Genomic DNA, 17,679 nt, shown 5'->3' on the forward strand with positions numbered 1-17,679 from the left:
ATAGAGAAAGAAATAAAAATTTGAGGTGCACTTATATGAGCCAAATAAAAACTTATGAAGAAGTCATCTATGGTTGGTTTGACTATTTTCATGAAAATCCAGAAGTTAGCTGGAAAGAATTTGAGACGACTAAAAAAATCGCTTCTATATTAGATGAATTAAAAGTTTCATATAAACTCTTTTCTGATGTTACTGGACTTGTTGCAGAAATCGGTGAAGGAGAGGAAATAATAGCAGTAAGAGCTGATATCGATGCTCTATGGCAGGATGTAGATGGTATCATGAAGGCGAACCATTCCTGTGGCCATGATGCAAATATTTCAATGGTTTTAGGTGCATTACTTCAATTAAAAGATTTACCACTAAAAAAACGTATTCGCTTTATTTTCCAACCTGCTGAGGAAACAGGTGGGGGAGCAATAGAAATGGTGAAACACGGTGTTGCTGATGGTGTTTCGCATTTATTCGGAATTCATTTAAGACCAATCGAAGAGCTTCCATTTGGAAAAGTTACTCCAGCAATTCACCATGGTGCCGCATTATTTTTAAATGGTACAATTCATGGAGTGGATGCCCATGGCGCAAGACCACATCAAGGTAAAAATGCAATTGATGTCATTGTTGCAATTCAGCAAATGCTTAAAAATATTTATATCAACCCATTTGAAGTATATAGTGCTAAATTAACGAAAGTGGTTGCAGACGGTGGAAGTACGAATATAATCCCGGGTAATGCAACATTTTCTATGGACGTTCGCGCACAGAAAAATGCGACATTGGATGAATTACAAAAGAGAATTGAAGAAGGCTTCAAGGCTATAATGAATATGTTCGGAACACAAATTCAATGGGATTGGATAGATAGAACTCCGGGTGCCGAAGTTTCAGAAGAAGCTGCGCATATTGTAGAAGCATCCATTATCGAGACTTTAGGAATTGAACACTTAGCAAAACCAATTTCTACTACTGGTAGTGACGATTTCCATTTCTATACAGTTTTAAAACCGGAATTAAAAGCAGCAATGATTGGTATTGGTGCTGATTTAGCGCCAGGTCTTCATCATCCTAAAATGACGTTTAACAAAGAAGCGTTAATTACAGGTGCAAAAGTATTAACAACAACATTAAAGAATGCAGCAAAAGGATAATAAAAAATACCTCAGTGTGAGACTAGAAAAGGATGTTATCGAATTATGAAAATTAAACAAGTTGAAATCTTTGAAGTTAACTTGCCATTAATTAAGCCATTTATTATAAGCTATGCGACTTACCCACATATTCGATCAATAATCGTAAAACTAACTACAGAGTGTGGTGTTGTAGGATGGGGCGAATCAGTCCCAGACGAACATATTACTGGAGAAACACCGGAATCTACCTATGCCATGTTAAAAAATACATTGGCACCAGCAATTGTTGGACAAAACCCAATGGAATTTGAAAAAATCCATGAACTTATGGATAAAACGGTACACAGAGCACCTGCAGCAAAAGCTGCAATCGATATTGCATGTTATGATATCGCAGGGAAAAAGTTAGGTGTACCAGTTTATCAATTACTTGGTGGACGGTATCATGAAAAATTCCCGGTTACACATGTACTAAGTATAGATGAACCGGAGAAAATGGCTGATGAAGCTGAAGAAAAAATAAAAGAAGGATACCGTTCATTTAAAATGAAGGTTGGTCTAGATGTTGCAGGTGACGTGAAGCGTATTCAAGCTGTTCGCGATCGTGTTGGTGATGACATTGCAATTCGCGTAGACGTAAACCAAGGTTGGATCAACAGTGCAAACACACTTCAAGCATTACGCAAACTAGAATCTCTTGATTTAGATTGGTTAGAACAGCCAGTAGTGCAAGATGATATCGATGCAATGGTAGAGATAAAGTCTAAAACATCTGTACCACAAATGATTGATGAAGGCATCCGTGATATGTATGATCTACGTCAAATTATTGCAAAACGCGCGGCTGATAAAATCAATATCAAGCTTATGAAATGTGGCGGAATTTATCCTGCTATGAAGTTAGCGCATATGGCGGAAATGGCCGGTATTGAATGTCAAATTGGTTCAATGGTGGAATCTTCAATCGGTTCAGCGGCAGGATTCCATGTAGCCTTTTCTAAAAAAATTATTAAGAGTGTTGAATTAACAGGTCCTGTGAAATTTACGAAAGATATTGGGGATTTAAAAGAAAGTTACATCATTCCTTATATTCAATTAAACGAAAAACCTGGTTTAGGTCTTAGCATAGATGAAACAATTCTTGCAGAGCTTACCCAAAATTCAGAGATAGTGGAGTAGGTGAGAATTATGAAGACTATTCATGAAGGATTATTAGGAGACAAGCCATATTATGTAGCTGTTTTAAATAAAAGCCATTTACCTGAAGTGTTGGAGTTACAAGATTTAGTATGTGAAGCTCTTACAGACAAAGACATACTACAACCACTTTCAGAAGAAGAATTTGAATTTATTTTAGAGGGCAATGGAATTATGATTGGTGCTTATGCTGATGCTAAATTAATCGGCTTTCGTGCGCTTCTTATTCCTCCGATAGATGATGAACATTTAGGATATGATATTGGGCTAGAAAAAGAGTCAGAATTAAAACGAGTTTTATACCAAGAAATCTCAAGTGTTAATCCGAATTATCGAGGGTTTGGTCTACAAAAAACATTAGCTTCTGTTATTATGAAGCAAATTGATACAGATTCCTTCGATTACGTAGCAACAACAGTGATGCCATACAATATTCCAAGTTTAAAGGACAAGTTCTCTCAAGGATTCTACATTGTAGCGCTAAAGTATATTTATGGTGGAAAATTACGTTACGTTTTTGCTCTTGATTTACGAGGAGAACCTCATTATGAAGATGAAGTTGTGACTATCTCAATGGGCGATGTAGAAGCACAGCAAAGATTATTGAGTGAAGGATTTGTCGGTGTTCGAATGAAACAACTTGCGGATGATTGGGTAGTAGAATATCAAAAAATTAAATAGTAATTAATAAGAAGCTATCTATTGGTAGCTTCTTATTATTTTTTCTCCTTTTGTTGCAATTTTTAAAGAATTCCTAAAATAGTTCTACCATATTCCATATTAAAATGATAGAATTTATAAAAATTAATAACTAGGAAAGTGAATACATTGGAGAATAAAACAACAGTAAACGAACATTATCTTAAAACGCTAATTAGTAAAATGACTGGATATTCAAAAAGCAATAGTCGTACCTCTGTTTCAGATGCTATGATTGCTGCGGTAGGGGCATTTTGCTGTGTATTGCCAGTCTTCGTTTTAACTGAATATACAAATTCAATTTGGTTTATCGCATCTTTTGGGGCAAGTATAATGCTTGTCATTGCGGCGTGGAATGCACCTGTTGGACAACCTCGGAATGTTATAGGAAGTTATCTCATTGCATCAATTATTAGTTTAACAATATCTACTCAATTTGGATCGTCACCAATTTTAATCAGCCTTGCTCTATGTTTGACCATCTTTTTCATGCTATTAGCGAGAACATTTCATCCACCAGCATGTGGGAATACGATAATCATAATGATGGGGGACTATGGCTGGGATTTTATTTTTCACCCAGTTTTACTTGGGACAATAATCATTGTTATTTTCGCTCTTATTATTAATAACTTACATCCAAAAAGGAAATATCCAATGTATTGGTGGTGAGGGTGCGTCTGAAAATTTATTTTTGAGACGCACCCTTTGTGACTGTCGCTTCGCTTTCGTCCAGATAAATTGCGACGAGGATGGTGTCAACCACCGCAGGAGCACAATTTCTGTAACGAGTATTGTTAAAACCACCATAGAGATAATACTTTTTAGAATTCATTTGCATAAGTTATTGAAAAGGGATATGCAGAATCATAAACTCTGCAATATCCCTTTTATTTTTACTTCATCGGACAAAACTCACAAGCAGTTAGTCCTGGTATATCCTTTGAAAAACAACAACTTTTTCGTAATGGTTGATTGACTAAACTTGAAGGATTCTTTCCACCTGTATATTGATAAAACAAGGACTTGCTAGAAAACAACTCCCAAGTTTCTTCATCTTCAAGTATTTCGATATCTTCAAATGCGCGGTCTGCTAATAAAGGATTTTCTAATAGTTCATGGTAATTCCATAACATGTAACCAAAGACATTTTCCCATAAAGTTAATGGGGACACAGAAGTTGCTTTTCGTAGCTGTTGAAAAACTAAATGGCATTGAATTAATAGTTTTTTAATTACCGAACTTCTTTCTTTATCCTCCACATAACGAAAATCCTTTGGCGTAATAAAAGTTCCAAGTGTATTATTCCCGTATTCGTTAATAAGACTAAAACGCACATCATCTAATTTGCCGTCCCAGATTTCATCATAAACTGCTAACATATAGAATTGCATCGCTACAAACATTCCATAACGGCGGCCAAAATGAGAAATAGCAGCTGCTTCTGTTGTCGCCTGTGTAATGCCCATCATTAAATTTCTGAAGTCTTTAATAAAAAAGTCTTTATGTAAATTTTCTAATGTGAATAGTGTTCGTTCAGTATCTTCTGTAAAAACGCTATATGAATTCAAAATTCTTATTTGATCGTACGTTAACGCTGGCATTTCCTTCACCTTCCTTACCATTACTATATCATTTTTTAATAAATCGATGAATTTTTTACTATACAAATAGTGGGAAATATAATAAAATAAATAAAACAAATTGGAAAGGTGGGGATTTAGGTGTCGCAAATACTATCTATACCACGTCCACTTGTTAGAATGAACCAATGGACAATATTTTTATCAGTTATTCTCACTTGGTTAACAGGAGAAGTTTGGATTCTTATTATTCCACTTATCGCAAATTTGATGGGTGTATTGTTTAACTATAATCCAGTAATGAAGTTTGCACGATTGTTTTTAATCAAAGAAGGAAAGAGCTATGTTCCTGAAGATGTAACACAACAAAAATTTAATGCTTGCATTGCAATAGCTTGTTTAGCTTTTGGATTATTGAGTTTTTTAATTGGATGGAATGTTTTAGGTTATGTATTTACAGTAATGGTTGCTCTTGCATCATTTATTGCAATTTTGGGATTTTGCATAGGATGTTTTCTGTTTTTCCAAATTAAGCAATATCAATATAGAAGATCTTTAAAGAATTCCTAATAAAATGTGCTAAAAACAGTTGACTTTATAAATGAAAATGATTATCATTACCATATAGAAAGAAATAAACAAAAGATTTGAAAAGGTTTATCTCTAAACATAACATAAGGCAACGTTCCCCCCCTAATAAAACGTTTACTTAAATGAAAAGGCCAAGCTCATCCTTGAAGCTCGGCCTGTTTTTCTTTTATATTGGATTTTTTCGCTACTAGCATTGTGTGGTAACTGTGGAGAATCATTCCAACAATAATAATACCTATACCTGTTAATGCAATTGCATTTGGGAGGGGGGCGCCTAGTATTAACATTTCGCCAATAATTACAAACAGCACTTGTGTCGATTGTGTTGCTTCTACCGCTGCCAGTTTACCTTGATCGCCTCTGGAACGATCTGTTGCAATAAAGAATAATACGGTTGCAATTACGCCCGAACTAACTCCGATTATAAGAGATTGCAATATTTGGCTAGGAGTAGGGAGGCCAACAGTAAACAATGCTATAACGCCTAGTACAATCCAACTTGGTAAGGAGGCAATGGTCATACCTAAAACTCGTTGAAACGTATCAAGTCGACCACCACATAATTCCATCATTTTTCTATTCCCCAAAGGATAAGCGAAAGCTGCAACTAATACCGGCAAAATTCCTAAAAGTAAAATACTAGGAGATACGGATTTAGCTTGTGGAATTTGAATGAATAATATTCCTATTAAAATAACACTTGAAATTAATAGAGAAGTAACAGGTATCTTTTGACGCACTTTTTTACCATTAATCATTGATGTGAAAAGTGGTGCTAATAAAACGCCCGCTACGATTGTTAATTGCCAAGTACCTGATACAAGCCAACCTGGTCCGAAAGCAGCTGCATAGGTGAGGGGAGCGTAAAATAGTACAAAACCTACAAAACTCCAAAGCAACCATTTAATTGGTTGACCTTTCATTTCATGTGATAATGGTTTTAACCCTTTTCGAGATAAGACAATCACGAATAAAAAGGGAAGCATAAAGAAATACCGTAGAGATGAACTCCAAAGCCAACTCCCGCCCTCCAATTCCATTGATCGATTTAAAATAAAGGTAACCGCAAAAAATATTGAAGCTAAAATACCTATAGTAATCTCTTTCAATCTATCAACCTACTTCCTAAATGTAATAGCAGGAATACCTTTCTTAAATAAACCTAAGTATACTGTAAGATAATAAAAAATTCTAAGGGTTCTGAATTTTATAATTAAAAAATAGCGAAGTAAGCTATATACTTACTTCACATAACTAATTATTTTCCTTGTGCTTCGAATAATTGAACAATTTCTAAAATAACTTTCGTTGCTTTTTCCATCGTTTCACCTGAGACAAATTCAAATTTGCCATGCATGTTTTCTCCACCAGCAAAAATATTTGGTGTTGGTAAGCCCATAAATGATAATTGAGAACCGTCAGTACCACCACGAACTGGTTCAACAATCGGTGTAATACCTAAATTCTCCATTGCTTTATGTGCAATATCTACAATTTCTTTTACTGGCTCAATTTTTTCACGCATGTTGTAATATTGATCTTCAATTTCTACTGTGATTGAATCTTCACCAAATCTTTCTTTCATAAACTTTTCTAATTCAAAGAAATGAGCCTTTTTTGCTTCGAATTTTTCTCGATCGTGATCACGAATAATGTATGAAAGTTGAGCTTCTTCAATTCGACCATTAAAGTTCATTAAATGAATAAAACCTTGATAACCTTCAGTCTTTTCCGGAACAGCATCTGATGGCATACCGTTTTGGAATTTAACTGCTAAAGTGATGGCATTGACCATTTTATTTTTTGCTGATCCTGGGTGTACACTTGTTCCTCGAATAGTAACCTTTGCAGCTGCAGCATTAAAACTTTCATATTGAAGTTCGCCAAGTGGACCACCATCCATTGTGTAGGCAAAATCTGCTCCAAATGCTTTCACATCAAATTTATGGGGACCACGACCAATTTCTTCATCAGGTGTAAATGCAACTCGGATCTTTCCGTGTTTGATTTCAGGGTGTTGAACTAAGTATTCCATTGCTGTCATGATTTCAGCAATTCCAGCTTTATCATCTGCTCCTAAAAGCGTAGTACCATCTGTTGTAATAAGTGTTTGACCAACATAGTTCTTTAAATTAGGGAAGTAATTTGGTGACATGATTAAGTTATCATTTAATTGGATATCCCCACCATCATAATTATCGATACGTTGAGGATTTACATTTGTACCAGAAAAGTCGGGAGATGTATCTACATGAGCTAAAAAACCTATTGTCGGCACTTCTTTATCTGTATTTGCAGGTAATGTTGCAAACAAATAACCATTTTCATCAAGTGTAATTTCTGTTAGACCAATTTCCGCAAGTTCATCTTTTAAAACATTTAATAAATCAAATTGCTTTTTAGTTGATGGAGTTGTGGAACTTTCCGGATCAGATGTTGTATCAATTTTTGCATATCGAATTAACCGTTCAATTACTTTCTCTTTCATGGAATGTCCTCCTTAAATGGTTGTTACATTTATTGTAACATTTTTACTTCGGATAACGGAATAATTTGTAAAGATGTATGAACACTTTAACATTATAAATTATTTAATTTTATATGAAACTAATTAGCTCCTAATTACGTAAATCAGTTAATTAAAAGAAAGGGTGGTTTAAGTGACTCAATTGTTATTAACAGCAGTAATAGCTGCGTTTGTCACGACACTTCTTCTTGTTCCGCTCTCGAAAAAGGTGCAAAAAGGGGAAATTAGCAGCAAACAACTGGCGAATTCATTTATTTTCGTTCTAATAGCAAGTTTTATATTAATTGTTGCAATTATTTACATTACTAAAATTGATCTGCATTGGACGATTTTTGCGTATGCATTACCAATCGTCGCTCTCTTAGGAGCAATCATCTCATCAGGTATAGAAAAAACATTTAAAGGTTTAATCTTTTTATTAAGTTTGATCGTCCTTGGCTATATGCTATCCGCTTCGGTTTGGAATGCGAATGATAAGTATGAATCTGCAAAAATGGAGGAAAAGGTTGAAATTGAACCATTTGATGAAACAAAAACTCCAGCAAGTGTACCACCACGTTTTGCAGAAAATAAAATGAAAAAAGCATTTGGGCAAGTCCCAAATACTAGTTACTATGAACTTGGTAATTTACAAATACAAAAGGTAAATGGTGAATTTGTTTATATTGCACCAGTTGAGTTTTCCGGATTCTTTAAATGGTTCACAGGAAAAACAACACCAGGCTATTTTACAATGAGCGCTACTGATTCAACAGACAATCCAAAGTTTGTTCAATATGAAATGACTTATGTACCTTCAGCATTTTTAAATAAAAATTTAGAGCGACATATTCGTTTGCAAAACCCAACGTTAATTTTCTACGGAGAACCACAGCTTGAAATCGATGACGATGGAAAACCGTACTATATCCGCTCTTATGGTAATTTCATTTCTGCTCGAAATGGTTTTGATGTGAAGGGAATCGTTATGGTGGATGCGGCAACTGGTGATTCAGAGAATTTAACAATAGATGAAGTACCAGAGTTTATTGATGGTGCGGTTTCACCAGAAGCGGTAAGTTTACAAAATAGCTATTTTGGTAAATATGTTCATGGCTTCTGGAATAGTATGTTTGGTAAAAAGGACGTGAAGTTACCTTCAGATGAAGGAACAGAAGCAAATGTTAGTCCTATCTTTAATGAGAATGGGGAAATGTACTACTTCACTGATTTCACGAGTCCAAAAGAGGGCGTAGATTCAATGCTTGGCTATTCTTTAACTCATGCAAGAACAGGTGAAGCAACGTATTATACAGGTAACTTGGAAGAATCATATATGGATTCTCAAGGTGCTTTAGATATTATTGAGAAAAAGTTTATTGAAAAGGAATGGCAAGGTGAAATGCCGATTCTTTATAACTTCTATGGCGAAGCAAGTTGGCTAGCACCAGTATTAGACTCAAACGGTTTTTTACAAAACTACTTTATTGTATCAGCTGCAAATCCTGAAATTTCCGCATATGGTGTAACACCGAACGAAGCGTTGAAACAGTATAAGACAGCGCTAAGAAGAGGTGGGGGATCTGTAGATGGAACTTCAAGTGCTGAAGAAGCTACAATTTCAGGTGAAGTTGTACGTGTTTATAAAGAACGTGTAGGGGATTATACAGTTGTTTCGTTCTTATTGAACACGGGGCAAAACTTTATAGTAAGTTCTCAAAATACACCACTTTCAATTTATTTACAAGAAGGTGACAAGGTTGTAGTAATATACTACAATACGAAAGAATTATTCCTCCCTGTAAAAGAGATGGAAATCGAAGGTGTTGTATCTAACTAAAAAAAGAGAAAAACCGGGCATTATCTTGTCAGGTTTTTCTCTTTTTCATTGAGATAATCTATCAATCGTTGTTTTCTTAGCTGGACATGTTCTTTTGTGTAAGGTTTTAATTTATCAAACAGATTCTTTTTCTTTTGTAATATCTGTCGCTCATGTACAAAGCGACTTTCTGGTTCGTGTTTAAAAATATATTCTAAATGGAAAATTTGCATCAATGCCACTTCAGGGCTTTCCAAATTGTAGATAAATTTAATATTCCAAACCGTTGTATAAGAAATATATTGATTTACAAATTCAGTAATGTGTTTATAGGCTTCTTTATTAATTTTCAATTCTATATTTTTGTGAAGTTTTGCAAGTTCTAAATTAATGTCTGCTAAAACACGATAATAATGTCGTATTTTTTTATTCTGTTGTCTCTCTAAAGACAATGCGACCTGTCTATTTTGATACATCTATAACACCCCTTTAAACTTACAAATAATACTAGTAGTTTATCAAAGTTATCGGGGAATTATTAGATTACTATATTACCGTATTTATGTAAAAGAGAACCTACCATTTAACTATATAAACAGGTAAGTTCTCCCTATAAATTCTTATTTATTTCCAATTAAATCCTTTTGATGCTAAAAACTCTTTCATGTAAGGACGTTTTTGCTCAATTAAATAATCCGCCATCTGTTTTGTCCAATTAGACATCTTTTGGTTTGAACTGCGACTTGCATAGTAGTTCTCCATAATGGAATCGTATTCATCTAACAGTTCATTGTATTTTTCTGTATTGTAACTATTTTCATGAAGGATTGCTCCGACAGGTAATCTTGGTTTTGTTTCGTTGCGTTTTGTAGGTTTTCCAATTGTCATAGCAAAGAGTGGGAAAACGTAATCTGGTAAATCGAATAATTCACTAATTTCAGCAGGGTTGTTACGTGCACCCCCGATATAACAAATACCATAACCTTCTGCTTCTGCAGCGATTACGAAGTTTTGAGCAAAAATTGATACATCTGCAACCCCAACAAGTACATTTTCAGCACTGTCTGCTACAATCTCAACTCCATGTTTTTGCCCCGCCATTTGAAGACGTTTAAAGTCTACACAAAATAAAAATGAAGCACCTGCTGTTTTAAACTGAAATTCATTCTTAGATAGTTCACCTAGTTTTTGTTTCTTTTCTTCATCAGTTACCCAAATAACACTATAGGCTTGAACAAAATGGGAACTTGCTGCCATTTGTGCAGTTTCGATTAGATCAATAACCGTTTCTTTTGGAATTTGTTCTCCAGTGTATTTTCGAACAGATGAATGACTACGTAATACCTCTTTAACTGACATACTAAAACTCCCCTTTGTATGTAATGTAGTAAATAGAATAAATTAGAGAAATATTCCCTATAAAGCTATATTAGACTATTTTGAAATGTAATACAAAATAGGGGATTGAGGGTAATTTCAAAATGTGTTTTACCGAGGAGGAAGGAGAGGTGAAAAGCCGTAAAGTTAATTTGAAGTTAAATTTACGGCATTTTTGTTAATTTATCGTTTTTTGTTAAAAGCAGACGTAATTTTTGGTTCTGTTCCTAAACGCATTCGGTTTAGATTTTCAACATGTAAGATGATTGCTATAACAAATAAAGATAATGTTATGAAAAATGGCCAGATTGTTGGTTCTTGTATGATAGCAGTTATAGCAAATATCAAATAAAGGGCAAATACACCGATAATTAAATAATTTGATATAAGGGAAATGACAATAAGAAGCAATACTGCAATTAACCCCATCTGCCAGTTAAGTGTAATGAATATGCCGATTAAAGATGCAGTACCTTTTCCACCGCGGAAATTCATATGGACGGGGAAATTATGTCCTAAAATAACAGCGGCTCCGATGGAATAAAGAAGTATTGAAATTTGCTCTGTGGTAAAGGTAGTATAATTTAAAAGTAAAAATTGACCAAGAATGATTGCGACGATCCCTTTACCAATATCAATTATTCCAACAAGTACACCATATTTCCATCCGAGAGATAATACTGCATTTGATGCTCCGGCATTTCCATGACCAACTTCTTTCAAATTTACACCGGATAATAATTTAGCGAAGTTAGAACCATGAATGCATCCGATTAAATAACCAACTATAAGAACGGAAAACAAAGTAACTAGCATTCTGAAAAACTCCTTTCCAATAGATGTTATTTCTATTATACTCTGATGAAATGAAAGAAGTTTCAAAAAATTTAAAATTAATAGTTGACAGAGTTGATTACTATGCTTTATAGTAAGTACAACGATGGAACATGAATCAAATACCTTTATCCAGAGTGGCGGAGGGAATAGGCCCTATGATGCCCGGCAACCAGTGAATACATAAAGTGTTTACTAAGGTGCTAATTCCTACAGATTTTGATTGATCTGACAGATAAGGGGAGGAAAAATGCAACTAGCAGCCCTCTTCTTATATAAGAGGGCTTTTTGTTTTTCCCTAAATAAAGTCCTCCTTATTAAATGCGATCATCCATCGAATAAAAACTAGGAGGAAGATTACATGTCACAACAACGTCCAGAAACAATTCTATTGCACGGTGGACAAAAACCAGATCCAGTAACAGGTGCAATTGCTGTACCAATTTATCGCACGACTGCTTATGCGTTTCAAAATACAGAGCATGCTCGTCAACTGTTCGCATTAGAAACACCAGGTAATATCTATTCCCGAATTATGAACCCAACAGTCGATGTTTTTGAGCAACGTGTTGCCAAATTAGAAGGTGGAACTGCAGCAGTAGCTGTATCTTCAGGGATGGCTGCCATAGCGTTCTCCATTTTAAACATTGCAGGGGCAGGGGATGAAATTGTAGCTGCTGGTTCATTATACGGTGGAACATATAACCTGTTTGCAAATACACTGCCACGCTACGGAATTACAACAATATTTGTTGATGAATCAAACCCAGAAAACTTTGAAGCGGCAATTACTGAAAATACAAAAGCAATCTATGCTGAAACAATTGGTAATCCAAGTTTAAATGTTTTAGATATTGAAAGAGTTGCGGAAATTGCTCATGCGCATGGACTTCCGCTAATTATCGATAATACATTCCCATCCCCATACGGATCAAACCCAATCGAATTTGGTGCAGATGTTGTCGTTCACTCTGCAACAAAATGGATTGGTGGACATGGAACAACGATCGGTGGCATTGTCGTTGATGCTGGTAAGTTCGATTGGACACAAGGTCGCTTCCCAGGATTTACAGAGCCGGACGAGTCTTATCATGGTTTACGTTATGGAATTGACACTGCTGCAGCTGCATTTGCTACAAAATTGCGTGTTCAATTACTACGTGACTTTGGACCAACATTAAGTGCAGATGCTGCATTTAACTTCTTACAAGGTTTAGAGACGCTTCATTTGCGTTATACAAGACACGGTGAGAATGCAGAGAAAGTTGTAGAGTTTTTAGAAAACCACCCATCTGTGGAATATGTAAACTATCCAGGGAAAGAAAACTTCCCATCGCATGCATTAGCGAAAAAGTACTTAAAAAATGGCTTCGGTTCTATGCTTACATTTGGCATTAAAGGTGGACGAGAAGCAGGAAGCAAAGTGATTGATAATGTTCAATTATTCTCTCACGTAGCAAACGTTGGAGATGCAAAATCATTAATCATTCATCCAGCTTCAACAACTCACCAACAATTATCTGCTGAAGAATTAAAAATTGCAGGTGTATCTGAAGAGCTCATTCGCTTATCAATTGGTTTAGAAGCCGTTGAAGATATCATTGCTGATTTAGAACAAGCTTTAGCTGTAGCTGTTGAAGGTGTTACTCAAACAAATGCATAAAAAGTAATTTAGTTCGCTTGGTGAAGCTTGTCTGATTCACATCATTTCGTGAATAGGCTGGTTTTCGCCAACCAAACTAAAGGCCGTTCATTAGGCTACTTACTTTTTATTTTAAAACCTAGTAAATTCATTTGTTTTATTGACAATTAAGGTTATCGGTCTTATAATATAGGTAAATAATTGAAAATCGCGTTCAAAGCATCCCCTAGCTTTTGAATATATATGAAATTAGAAAACTGTAGCGGTTGTCCCCCAACAACTGCTACACCCCTAGAGAGATGAAGGAGTGTTGTAAAATGGGAAATATCTATAGTGCACAAAATATCGCAGCTTATTTTATTTTTGAATTAAACGAACAACATATTTTTATTAATGCTGATGCTTTACAACATCTATTAGCGGATGTTGCGACGGTGTGGAATAAAATATATGGTCATAACGCATTTTCTGAACAAGTACATTCTTTCGCTCAAAATGGGTATATTGTGAAAGAAGTGAAAGATGCATACGAAGAGTATGGAAAGAGTCATATTGATGAACCTGCGAAGGATTGGGAGCTAGAATTCGGTCAGTTCCAGTTAGTTTACAGAACATATGGTGTACCACGTTTTACGATGGAAGAAGAAAATATTATGAAAGAAATAATAAATAAGTATAAAGCGAGCCTTATTAGAAAAGTATCTTAATTAAACATTTCCCTTTATAACATCTCTTTTACTGCCTGAATGTGCATTTTAGGCAGTTTTTTATTTTCTTAAATAGTGGTTGTAATTGGGCATTATAAGAACATTATTTAATGTAAAGTTTAATGAATAAATATATTATGCATTAAAAGTAAATTGGAATTTTTCTGACCTTCTTAAAAAAACAATTGTCCATCATGAGAAGAATTTCCTTGAGTTCCGTCTGAATATAAGATAAAATTCTCTTAAGTTAAATTTTTCGAATTATTTGTTTTTATATTTGTAAAATAGGTTTATCTAACGAGCATATGAAATAGAAGGACGTATAGTAAAGATGGAGGCGAGTATAGGAATGGCAACAATAAAGGCGGCCATCTTAGGTTTTGGCACAGTAGGGCAAGGGATATATCATATATTAAATGAAAAAAGAGAGGAGCTTCGAGATAAACTAGGTATTGAATTAGAAGTAGCAAAGATTTTAGTTCGTGATACAACGAGAGAACGTGTACCTGGTACAGCACACTTGCTAACAGATAGTATAGATGATGTTCTATCAGTCAAAGGAATTCAAGTAGTATTTGAAGCAATCGTAAATGAAGAACCTGCCTATTCTTATTTAAAAAAGGCTGTAGAACATAAGTGTCATGTAGTTACAGCAAATAAAGTGATGTTTGCAAAGCGCGGGTTAGAGTTGCAAGAGTTAGCAAAGCAAAATGGTGTATTCGTTGGTTATGAGGCAACAACTGCTGGCGGTGTTCCTGTTATAAAAACAATGAAAAACATTTTACTAGTTAACGATGTTACTAGAATTCAAGGTATCTTAAATGGTACGTCAAATTATATTTTAACAAAAATGCGTGCAGAAGGCTGGTCTTTTGATGAAGCGCTTCGTGAAGCACAAAACTTAGGTTATGCAGAAGCTGACCCATATAATGATGTATCAGGGCAAGACGCGTTCAAAAAATTAATGATTTTATCAGCCTTAGCTTTTGGAGAACAACCAGATTGGGCTGATGTTGAAGTCGTTGGTATAGATGGAATTACTTCTGAACAAGTAAAAGAAGCGACAGAACAAGGATTACGTTATCGTCACGTAGCAGAAGTTGAACGTCTATCGGATGGGAAAATCATTGCGAAAGTTGGACCAATGGTAGTGGATAAAGAACATCCATTGTACCCAATTGATGATGTGTTTAATGCAGTGACAATGGAGACAAATTATATCGGGACTTTAACTTTAGTAGGACCAGGTGCAGGTATGTACCCTACTGCAAGTGTAATGGTAGAAGATTATGCAGAAATTATCGGCAAACGTGCGGGCTTTGTCGTGACAATATAAAAAAACCATCTTGTTGCGTTCGGTTTATCAACTTGACGCCTCAGGATGGTTTTTTATATACGCTTTAGCTGAATATGAGCGGAATTTTAATCCTCATCTTTTACATCAATGTCTTCTGGGATTGGAGTGTTTCGCCAAATTTCGATCTCTTCCTTTATGCGTGCCAATTGCTCATGATAAGTATCAAATTGCGAGCTATTGATCAAATACTGCTCACCATCGTAAACCGCTTTAATTCGTCCAGCATAAATATAGCGGAGTACTTGATCTTCCGGCATTGAAATATCTTTTGCAGTTTCAGCTACAGTTTTGTACATGTTTAAGCTCTCCTATCAAACTCATTTCCGTTGATTTTCTCTATTATAACATTCTACGTAACCTATTTTGATATACCTCTAAAAAATGGTAGTATTGCAATATAGAGTAAACTATGAATTTAAGGGGATGTTCTCGTTTGAATTTATTGCCATATATATTTGTGTTACTTGCTGCGATTCTCTGGGGAACGGTAGGTACAACACAAACGTTCCTGAAAGAAGGGATATCACCGATTGCCGTAGCGGGGGTACGTTCACTTATTGGGGGAGGGGTACTCCTGATAGCAGCATTGTTCATGCGTAAAATTAATTTTCGCAAATGGTCGTGGAAATGGACAATTCTCGCTGCATTAACTATTGCTTTATTCCAATCTTTATTTTTTACATCTGTACGATTTACTGGAGTCGCTGTTGGTACAGTTGTTACAATTGGAAGCTCTCCAGTATTCTCGGGAATCATTGAGTGGGCTATTTGGAAGAGCAAACCAAATAGAGTTTGGGGAATTGCAACTATTCTCGCTATCGTTGGTTGTATATTGCTCTTTGTTAACCGTGGGGAAGCTACAGTGCATCCGATAGGCGTTCTTCTCGCTTTATGTGCAGGGTTTATGTTTGCGCTTTATACGAATTGTAGTAAGCAGTTAACGGAAAATGAAGAAACATTACCAGCAGTAGCAATGACTTTCTCTATTTGCTCTATTATGTTATTACCTTTTTCTGGTGATGGAGTGTCTTGGGCGATGGATAAGCAAAACCTATTTCCAATCGTATTTATGGGTTTAGCAGCAACTAGTGTAGCTTATATATTATTTTTAGGTGGTTTAGAGAAAATTAGCTCTTCATCTGCAGTTACATTATCCTTAGCTGAACCATTAACAGCTGCACTTCTCGGAGTCTTTCTAGTCGGGGAATATTTAAGTCCTACATCATGGGTAGGCGTAGCGATGTTATTAGGTGGGATTATTGTTTTAACATTAGGTAGTAGAAAAGCACATAACGCTATAAATGAGGAAATTGAACCCTCAAGTTGATAGGATAAGGACATGCAAACTTAGCATGTCCTTATTAAACTTATTAAATGTTACATACAATCTTAAGAATTTCTTCAGAATTATAATAACCAGTTATTAAGATTCAAAAACTATGATGGAAACATAAGAAAAAGGGATGAGGTGAGGTCAGTGGAGAAAAAATTAACGGTACTTGTGACAGATGATGATCAAGACATTCGAGATGGCATAGAGATCTATTTAAAAAATGAAGGATATAATGTTTTAAAAGCTGCTGATGGACTTAGGGCATTACAGTTGTTAAAGGAAAATGAAGTTCATTTAATCATATTAGACATAATGATGCCAAATATGGACGGAATTACGGCAACATTTAAAATACGAGAAGAAAAAAATATTCCTATTATTATGTTAAGCGCTAAGGCAGAGGATTCTGATAAAATCCACGGGTTGTCGGTTGGGGCAGATGATTATGTTACAAAACCTTTCCACCCGTTAGAATTACTAGCACGTGTTAAATCGCAATTACGACGATATGTCCAGTTAGGAACGTATGATGGACAATCCAAATCAAAAGTTGAAGTGAATGGGCTATCCCTTGATGTGGATGCAAAAGAAGTCCGCTTAGATGGGGAACTTGTAAAACTAACACCCATTGAATACAAAATAACAGAGCTTTTATTAAAAAATGCTGGACGAGTATATTCAATTAACGAGATTTATGAATTGGTATGGAATGAAGAAGCTTATAACGCAGAAAATGTAGTGGCAGTGCATATCCGAAAAATCCGTGAAAAAATCGAAGCTGATCCTAAAAATCCAAGGTTTTTAAAGGTTGTGTGGGGCATTGGATATAAAATTGAAAAATAAAATTGAGACTTACATTACCATTACTTGCCTAATAGCGAGCATTATTGGGATGGGGTATATC

18 protein-coding genes and 1 riboswitch are annotated in these 17,679 nt (G+C 35.2%); of the genes, 11 read left to right on the top strand and 7 right to left on the bottom strand.

All coding sequences use genetic code 11. The features are described from left to right. Window positions 1-35 precede the first annotated feature (35 nt). The 4 genes from D8M03_RS04145 to D8M03_RS04160 all read left to right on the top strand — a co-directional run bounded on the left by D8M03_RS04145 (window position 36) and on the right by D8M03_RS04160 (window position 3,698). Complete coding sequence (locus D8M03_RS04145; RefSeq protein ID WP_121213422.1) at window positions 36-1,148, top strand: amidohydrolase; 1,113 nt, start codon at window positions 36-38, stop codon at window positions 1,146-1,148. A 45-nt stretch (window positions 1,149-1,193) separates the two neighbouring features. Next, the gene (locus D8M03_RS04150) at window positions 1,194-2,309 is read left to right on the top strand and encodes a mandelate racemase/muconate lactonizing enzyme family protein (protein ID WP_121213424.1); all 1,116 of its coding nucleotides are present in this window, start codon (window positions 1,194-1,196) and stop codon (window positions 2,307-2,309) included. Window positions 2,310-2,318: 9 nt separating this feature from the next. Further along, entirely contained in the window at window positions 2,319-3,008 is a 690-nt protein-coding gene (locus D8M03_RS04155; RefSeq protein ID WP_121213426.1) for a GNAT family N-acetyltransferase, read from the top strand. Window positions 3,009-3,155: 147 nt separating this feature from the next. Next, window positions 3,156-3,698: an HPP family protein gene (locus D8M03_RS04160; RefSeq protein ID WP_121213428.1), complete on the top strand. Its 543-nt coding sequence runs from the start codon at window positions 3,156-3,158 to the stop codon at window positions 3,696-3,698. A 224-nt stretch (window positions 3,699-3,922) separates the two neighbouring features. On the opposite strand, the gene D8M03_RS04165 is transcribed toward D8M03_RS04160, so the two are convergent. After that, window positions 3,923-4,630, bottom strand: a complete 708-nt coding sequence (locus tag D8M03_RS04165) for a Fe-S oxidoreductase (RefSeq protein ID WP_121213429.1) — start codon at window positions 4,628-4,630, stop codon at window positions 3,923-3,925. A gap of 120 nt (window positions 4,631-4,750) precedes the next feature. Here D8M03_RS04165 and D8M03_RS04170 point away from each other — a divergent pair, with 120 nt between their 5' ends. Further along, complete coding sequence (locus D8M03_RS04170; protein ID WP_121213431.1) at window positions 4,751-5,179, top strand: DUF4395 domain-containing protein; 429 nt, start codon at window positions 4,751-4,753, stop codon at window positions 5,177-5,179. Between the two features lie 158 nt (window positions 5,180-5,337). On the opposite strand, the gene D8M03_RS04175 is transcribed toward D8M03_RS04170, so the two are convergent. After that, window positions 5,338-6,309: a DMT family transporter gene (locus D8M03_RS04175; RefSeq protein ID WP_121213432.1), complete on the bottom strand. Its 972-nt coding sequence runs from the start codon at window positions 6,307-6,309 to the stop codon at window positions 5,338-5,340. A gap of 149 nt (window positions 6,310-6,458) precedes the next feature. Then, a complete protein-coding gene (pepT, locus tag D8M03_RS04180; protein ID WP_121213434.1) occupies window positions 6,459-7,688 on the bottom strand; it encodes a peptidase T in 1,230 nt (409 codons plus the stop codon). 172 nt (window positions 7,689-7,860) lie between these two features. Between pepT and D8M03_RS04185 the strand changes: the two genes are divergently transcribed. After that, window positions 7,861-9,546, top strand: coding sequence for a hypothetical protein (locus D8M03_RS04185; RefSeq protein WP_121213436.1), 1,686 nt, complete (start codon window positions 7,861-7,863; stop codon window positions 9,544-9,546). Window positions 9,547-9,566: 20 nt separating this feature from the next. On the opposite strand, the gene D8M03_RS04190 is transcribed toward D8M03_RS04185, so the two are convergent. From D8M03_RS04190 to D8M03_RS04200, 3 genes are all read right to left on the bottom strand, one after another. Continuing rightward, a complete protein-coding gene (locus tag D8M03_RS04190; RefSeq protein ID WP_121213437.1) occupies window positions 9,567-10,001 on the bottom strand; it encodes a hypothetical protein in 435 nt (144 codons plus the stop codon). A gap of 148 nt (window positions 10,002-10,149) precedes the next feature. Next, a complete protein-coding gene (gene nfsA / locus D8M03_RS04195; protein WP_121213439.1) occupies window positions 10,150-10,884 on the bottom strand; it encodes an oxygen-insensitive NADPH nitroreductase in 735 nt (244 codons plus the stop codon). 201 nt (window positions 10,885-11,085) lie between these two features. Continuing rightward, window positions 11,086-11,718, bottom strand: a complete 633-nt coding sequence (locus D8M03_RS04200) for a glycerol-3-phosphate acyltransferase (protein WP_121213441.1) — start codon at window positions 11,716-11,718, stop codon at window positions 11,086-11,088. A 143-nt stretch (window positions 11,719-11,861) separates the two neighbouring features. Next, window positions 11,862-11,978: riboswitch (SAM riboswitch) on the top strand. Window positions 11,979-12,097: 119 nt separating this feature from the next. Between D8M03_RS04200 and D8M03_RS04205 the strand changes: the two genes are divergently transcribed. From D8M03_RS04205 to D8M03_RS04215, 3 genes are all read left to right on the top strand, one after another. Further along, window positions 12,098-13,399, top strand: a complete 1,302-nt coding sequence (locus tag D8M03_RS04205; RefSeq protein WP_121213443.1) for an O-acetylhomoserine aminocarboxypropyltransferase/cysteine synthase family protein — start codon at window positions 12,098-12,100, stop codon at window positions 13,397-13,399. A gap of 296 nt (window positions 13,400-13,695) precedes the next feature. Continuing rightward, on the top strand, window positions 13,696-14,085 hold the full coding sequence (locus D8M03_RS04210) for a hypothetical protein (protein WP_121213445.1): 390 nt from the start codon (window positions 13,696-13,698) through the stop codon (window positions 14,083-14,085). 349 nt (window positions 14,086-14,434) lie between these two features. Then, window positions 14,435-15,421 (top strand): homoserine dehydrogenase, encoded by a 987-nt coding sequence (locus D8M03_RS04215; protein ID WP_121213446.1) that lies wholly within the window; start codon window positions 14,435-14,437, stop codon window positions 15,419-15,421. A gap of 86 nt (window positions 15,422-15,507) precedes the next feature. Here D8M03_RS04215 and D8M03_RS04220 read toward each other — a convergent pair whose 3' ends face one another. Then, the gene (locus D8M03_RS04220) at window positions 15,508-15,738 is read right to left on the bottom strand and encodes a MerR family transcriptional regulator (RefSeq protein ID WP_121213447.1); all 231 of its coding nucleotides are present in this window, start codon (window positions 15,736-15,738) and stop codon (window positions 15,508-15,510) included. Between the two features lie 137 nt (window positions 15,739-15,875). Here D8M03_RS04220 and D8M03_RS04225 point away from each other — a divergent pair, with 137 nt between their 5' ends. Next, window positions 15,876-16,769, top strand: coding sequence for a DMT family transporter (locus tag D8M03_RS04225; protein ID WP_121213449.1), 894 nt, complete (start codon window positions 15,876-15,878; stop codon window positions 16,767-16,769). A gap of 150 nt (window positions 16,770-16,919) precedes the next feature. Continuing rightward, window positions 16,920-17,618: a response regulator transcription factor gene (locus D8M03_RS04230; RefSeq protein ID WP_121213451.1), complete on the top strand. Its 699-nt coding sequence runs from the start codon at window positions 16,920-16,922 to the stop codon at window positions 17,616-17,618. Window positions 17,619-17,679 lie beyond the last annotated feature (61 nt).

It is taken from the genome of Ureibacillus endophyticus, from assembly GCF_003628435.1.
Lineage (GTDB): Bacteria > Bacillota > Bacilli > Bacillales_A > Planococcaceae > Ureibacillus > Ureibacillus endophyticus.

Bases quoted from the DNA above. Each gene is read 5' to 3' on its own strand.
- D8M03_RS04145 (WP_121213422.1), top strand. From the start codon at position 36: ATGAGCCAAATAAAAACTTATGAAGAAGTCATCTATGGTTGGTTTGAC.
- D8M03_RS04150 (WP_121213424.1), top strand. From the start codon at position 1,194: ATGAAAATTAAACAAGTTGAAATCTTTGAAGTTAACTTGCCATTAATT.
- D8M03_RS04155 (WP_121213426.1), top strand. From the start codon at position 2,319: ATGAAGACTATTCATGAAGGATTATTAGGAGACAAGCCATATTATGTA.
- D8M03_RS04165 (WP_121213429.1), bottom strand. From the start codon at position 4,630: ATGCCAGCGTTAACGTACGATCAAATAAGAATTTTGAATTCATATAGC.
- pepT (WP_121213434.1), bottom strand. From the start codon at position 7,688: ATGAAAGAGAAAGTAATTGAACGGTTAATTCGATATGCAAAAATTGAT.
- D8M03_RS04190 (WP_121213437.1), bottom strand. From the start codon at position 10,001: ATGTATCAAAATAGACAGGTCGCATTGTCTTTAGAGAGACAACAGAAT.
- nfsA (WP_121213439.1), bottom strand. From the start codon at position 10,884: ATGTCAGTTAAAGAGGTATTACGTAGTCATTCATCTGTTCGAAAATAC.
- D8M03_RS04200 (WP_121213441.1), bottom strand. From the start codon at position 11,718: ATGCTAGTTACTTTGTTTTCCGTTCTTATAGTTGGTTATTTAATCGGA.
- D8M03_RS04205 (WP_121213443.1), top strand. From the start codon at position 12,098: ATGTCACAACAACGTCCAGAAACAATTCTATTGCACGGTGGACAAAAA.
- D8M03_RS04210 (WP_121213445.1), top strand. From the start codon at position 13,696: ATGGGAAATATCTATAGTGCACAAAATATCGCAGCTTATTTTATTTTT.
- D8M03_RS04215 (WP_121213446.1), top strand. From the start codon at position 14,435: ATGGCAACAATAAAGGCGGCCATCTTAGGTTTTGGCACAGTAGGGCAA.
- D8M03_RS04220 (WP_121213447.1), bottom strand. From the start codon at position 15,738: ATGTACAAAACTGTAGCTGAAACTGCAAAAGATATTTCAATGCCGGAA.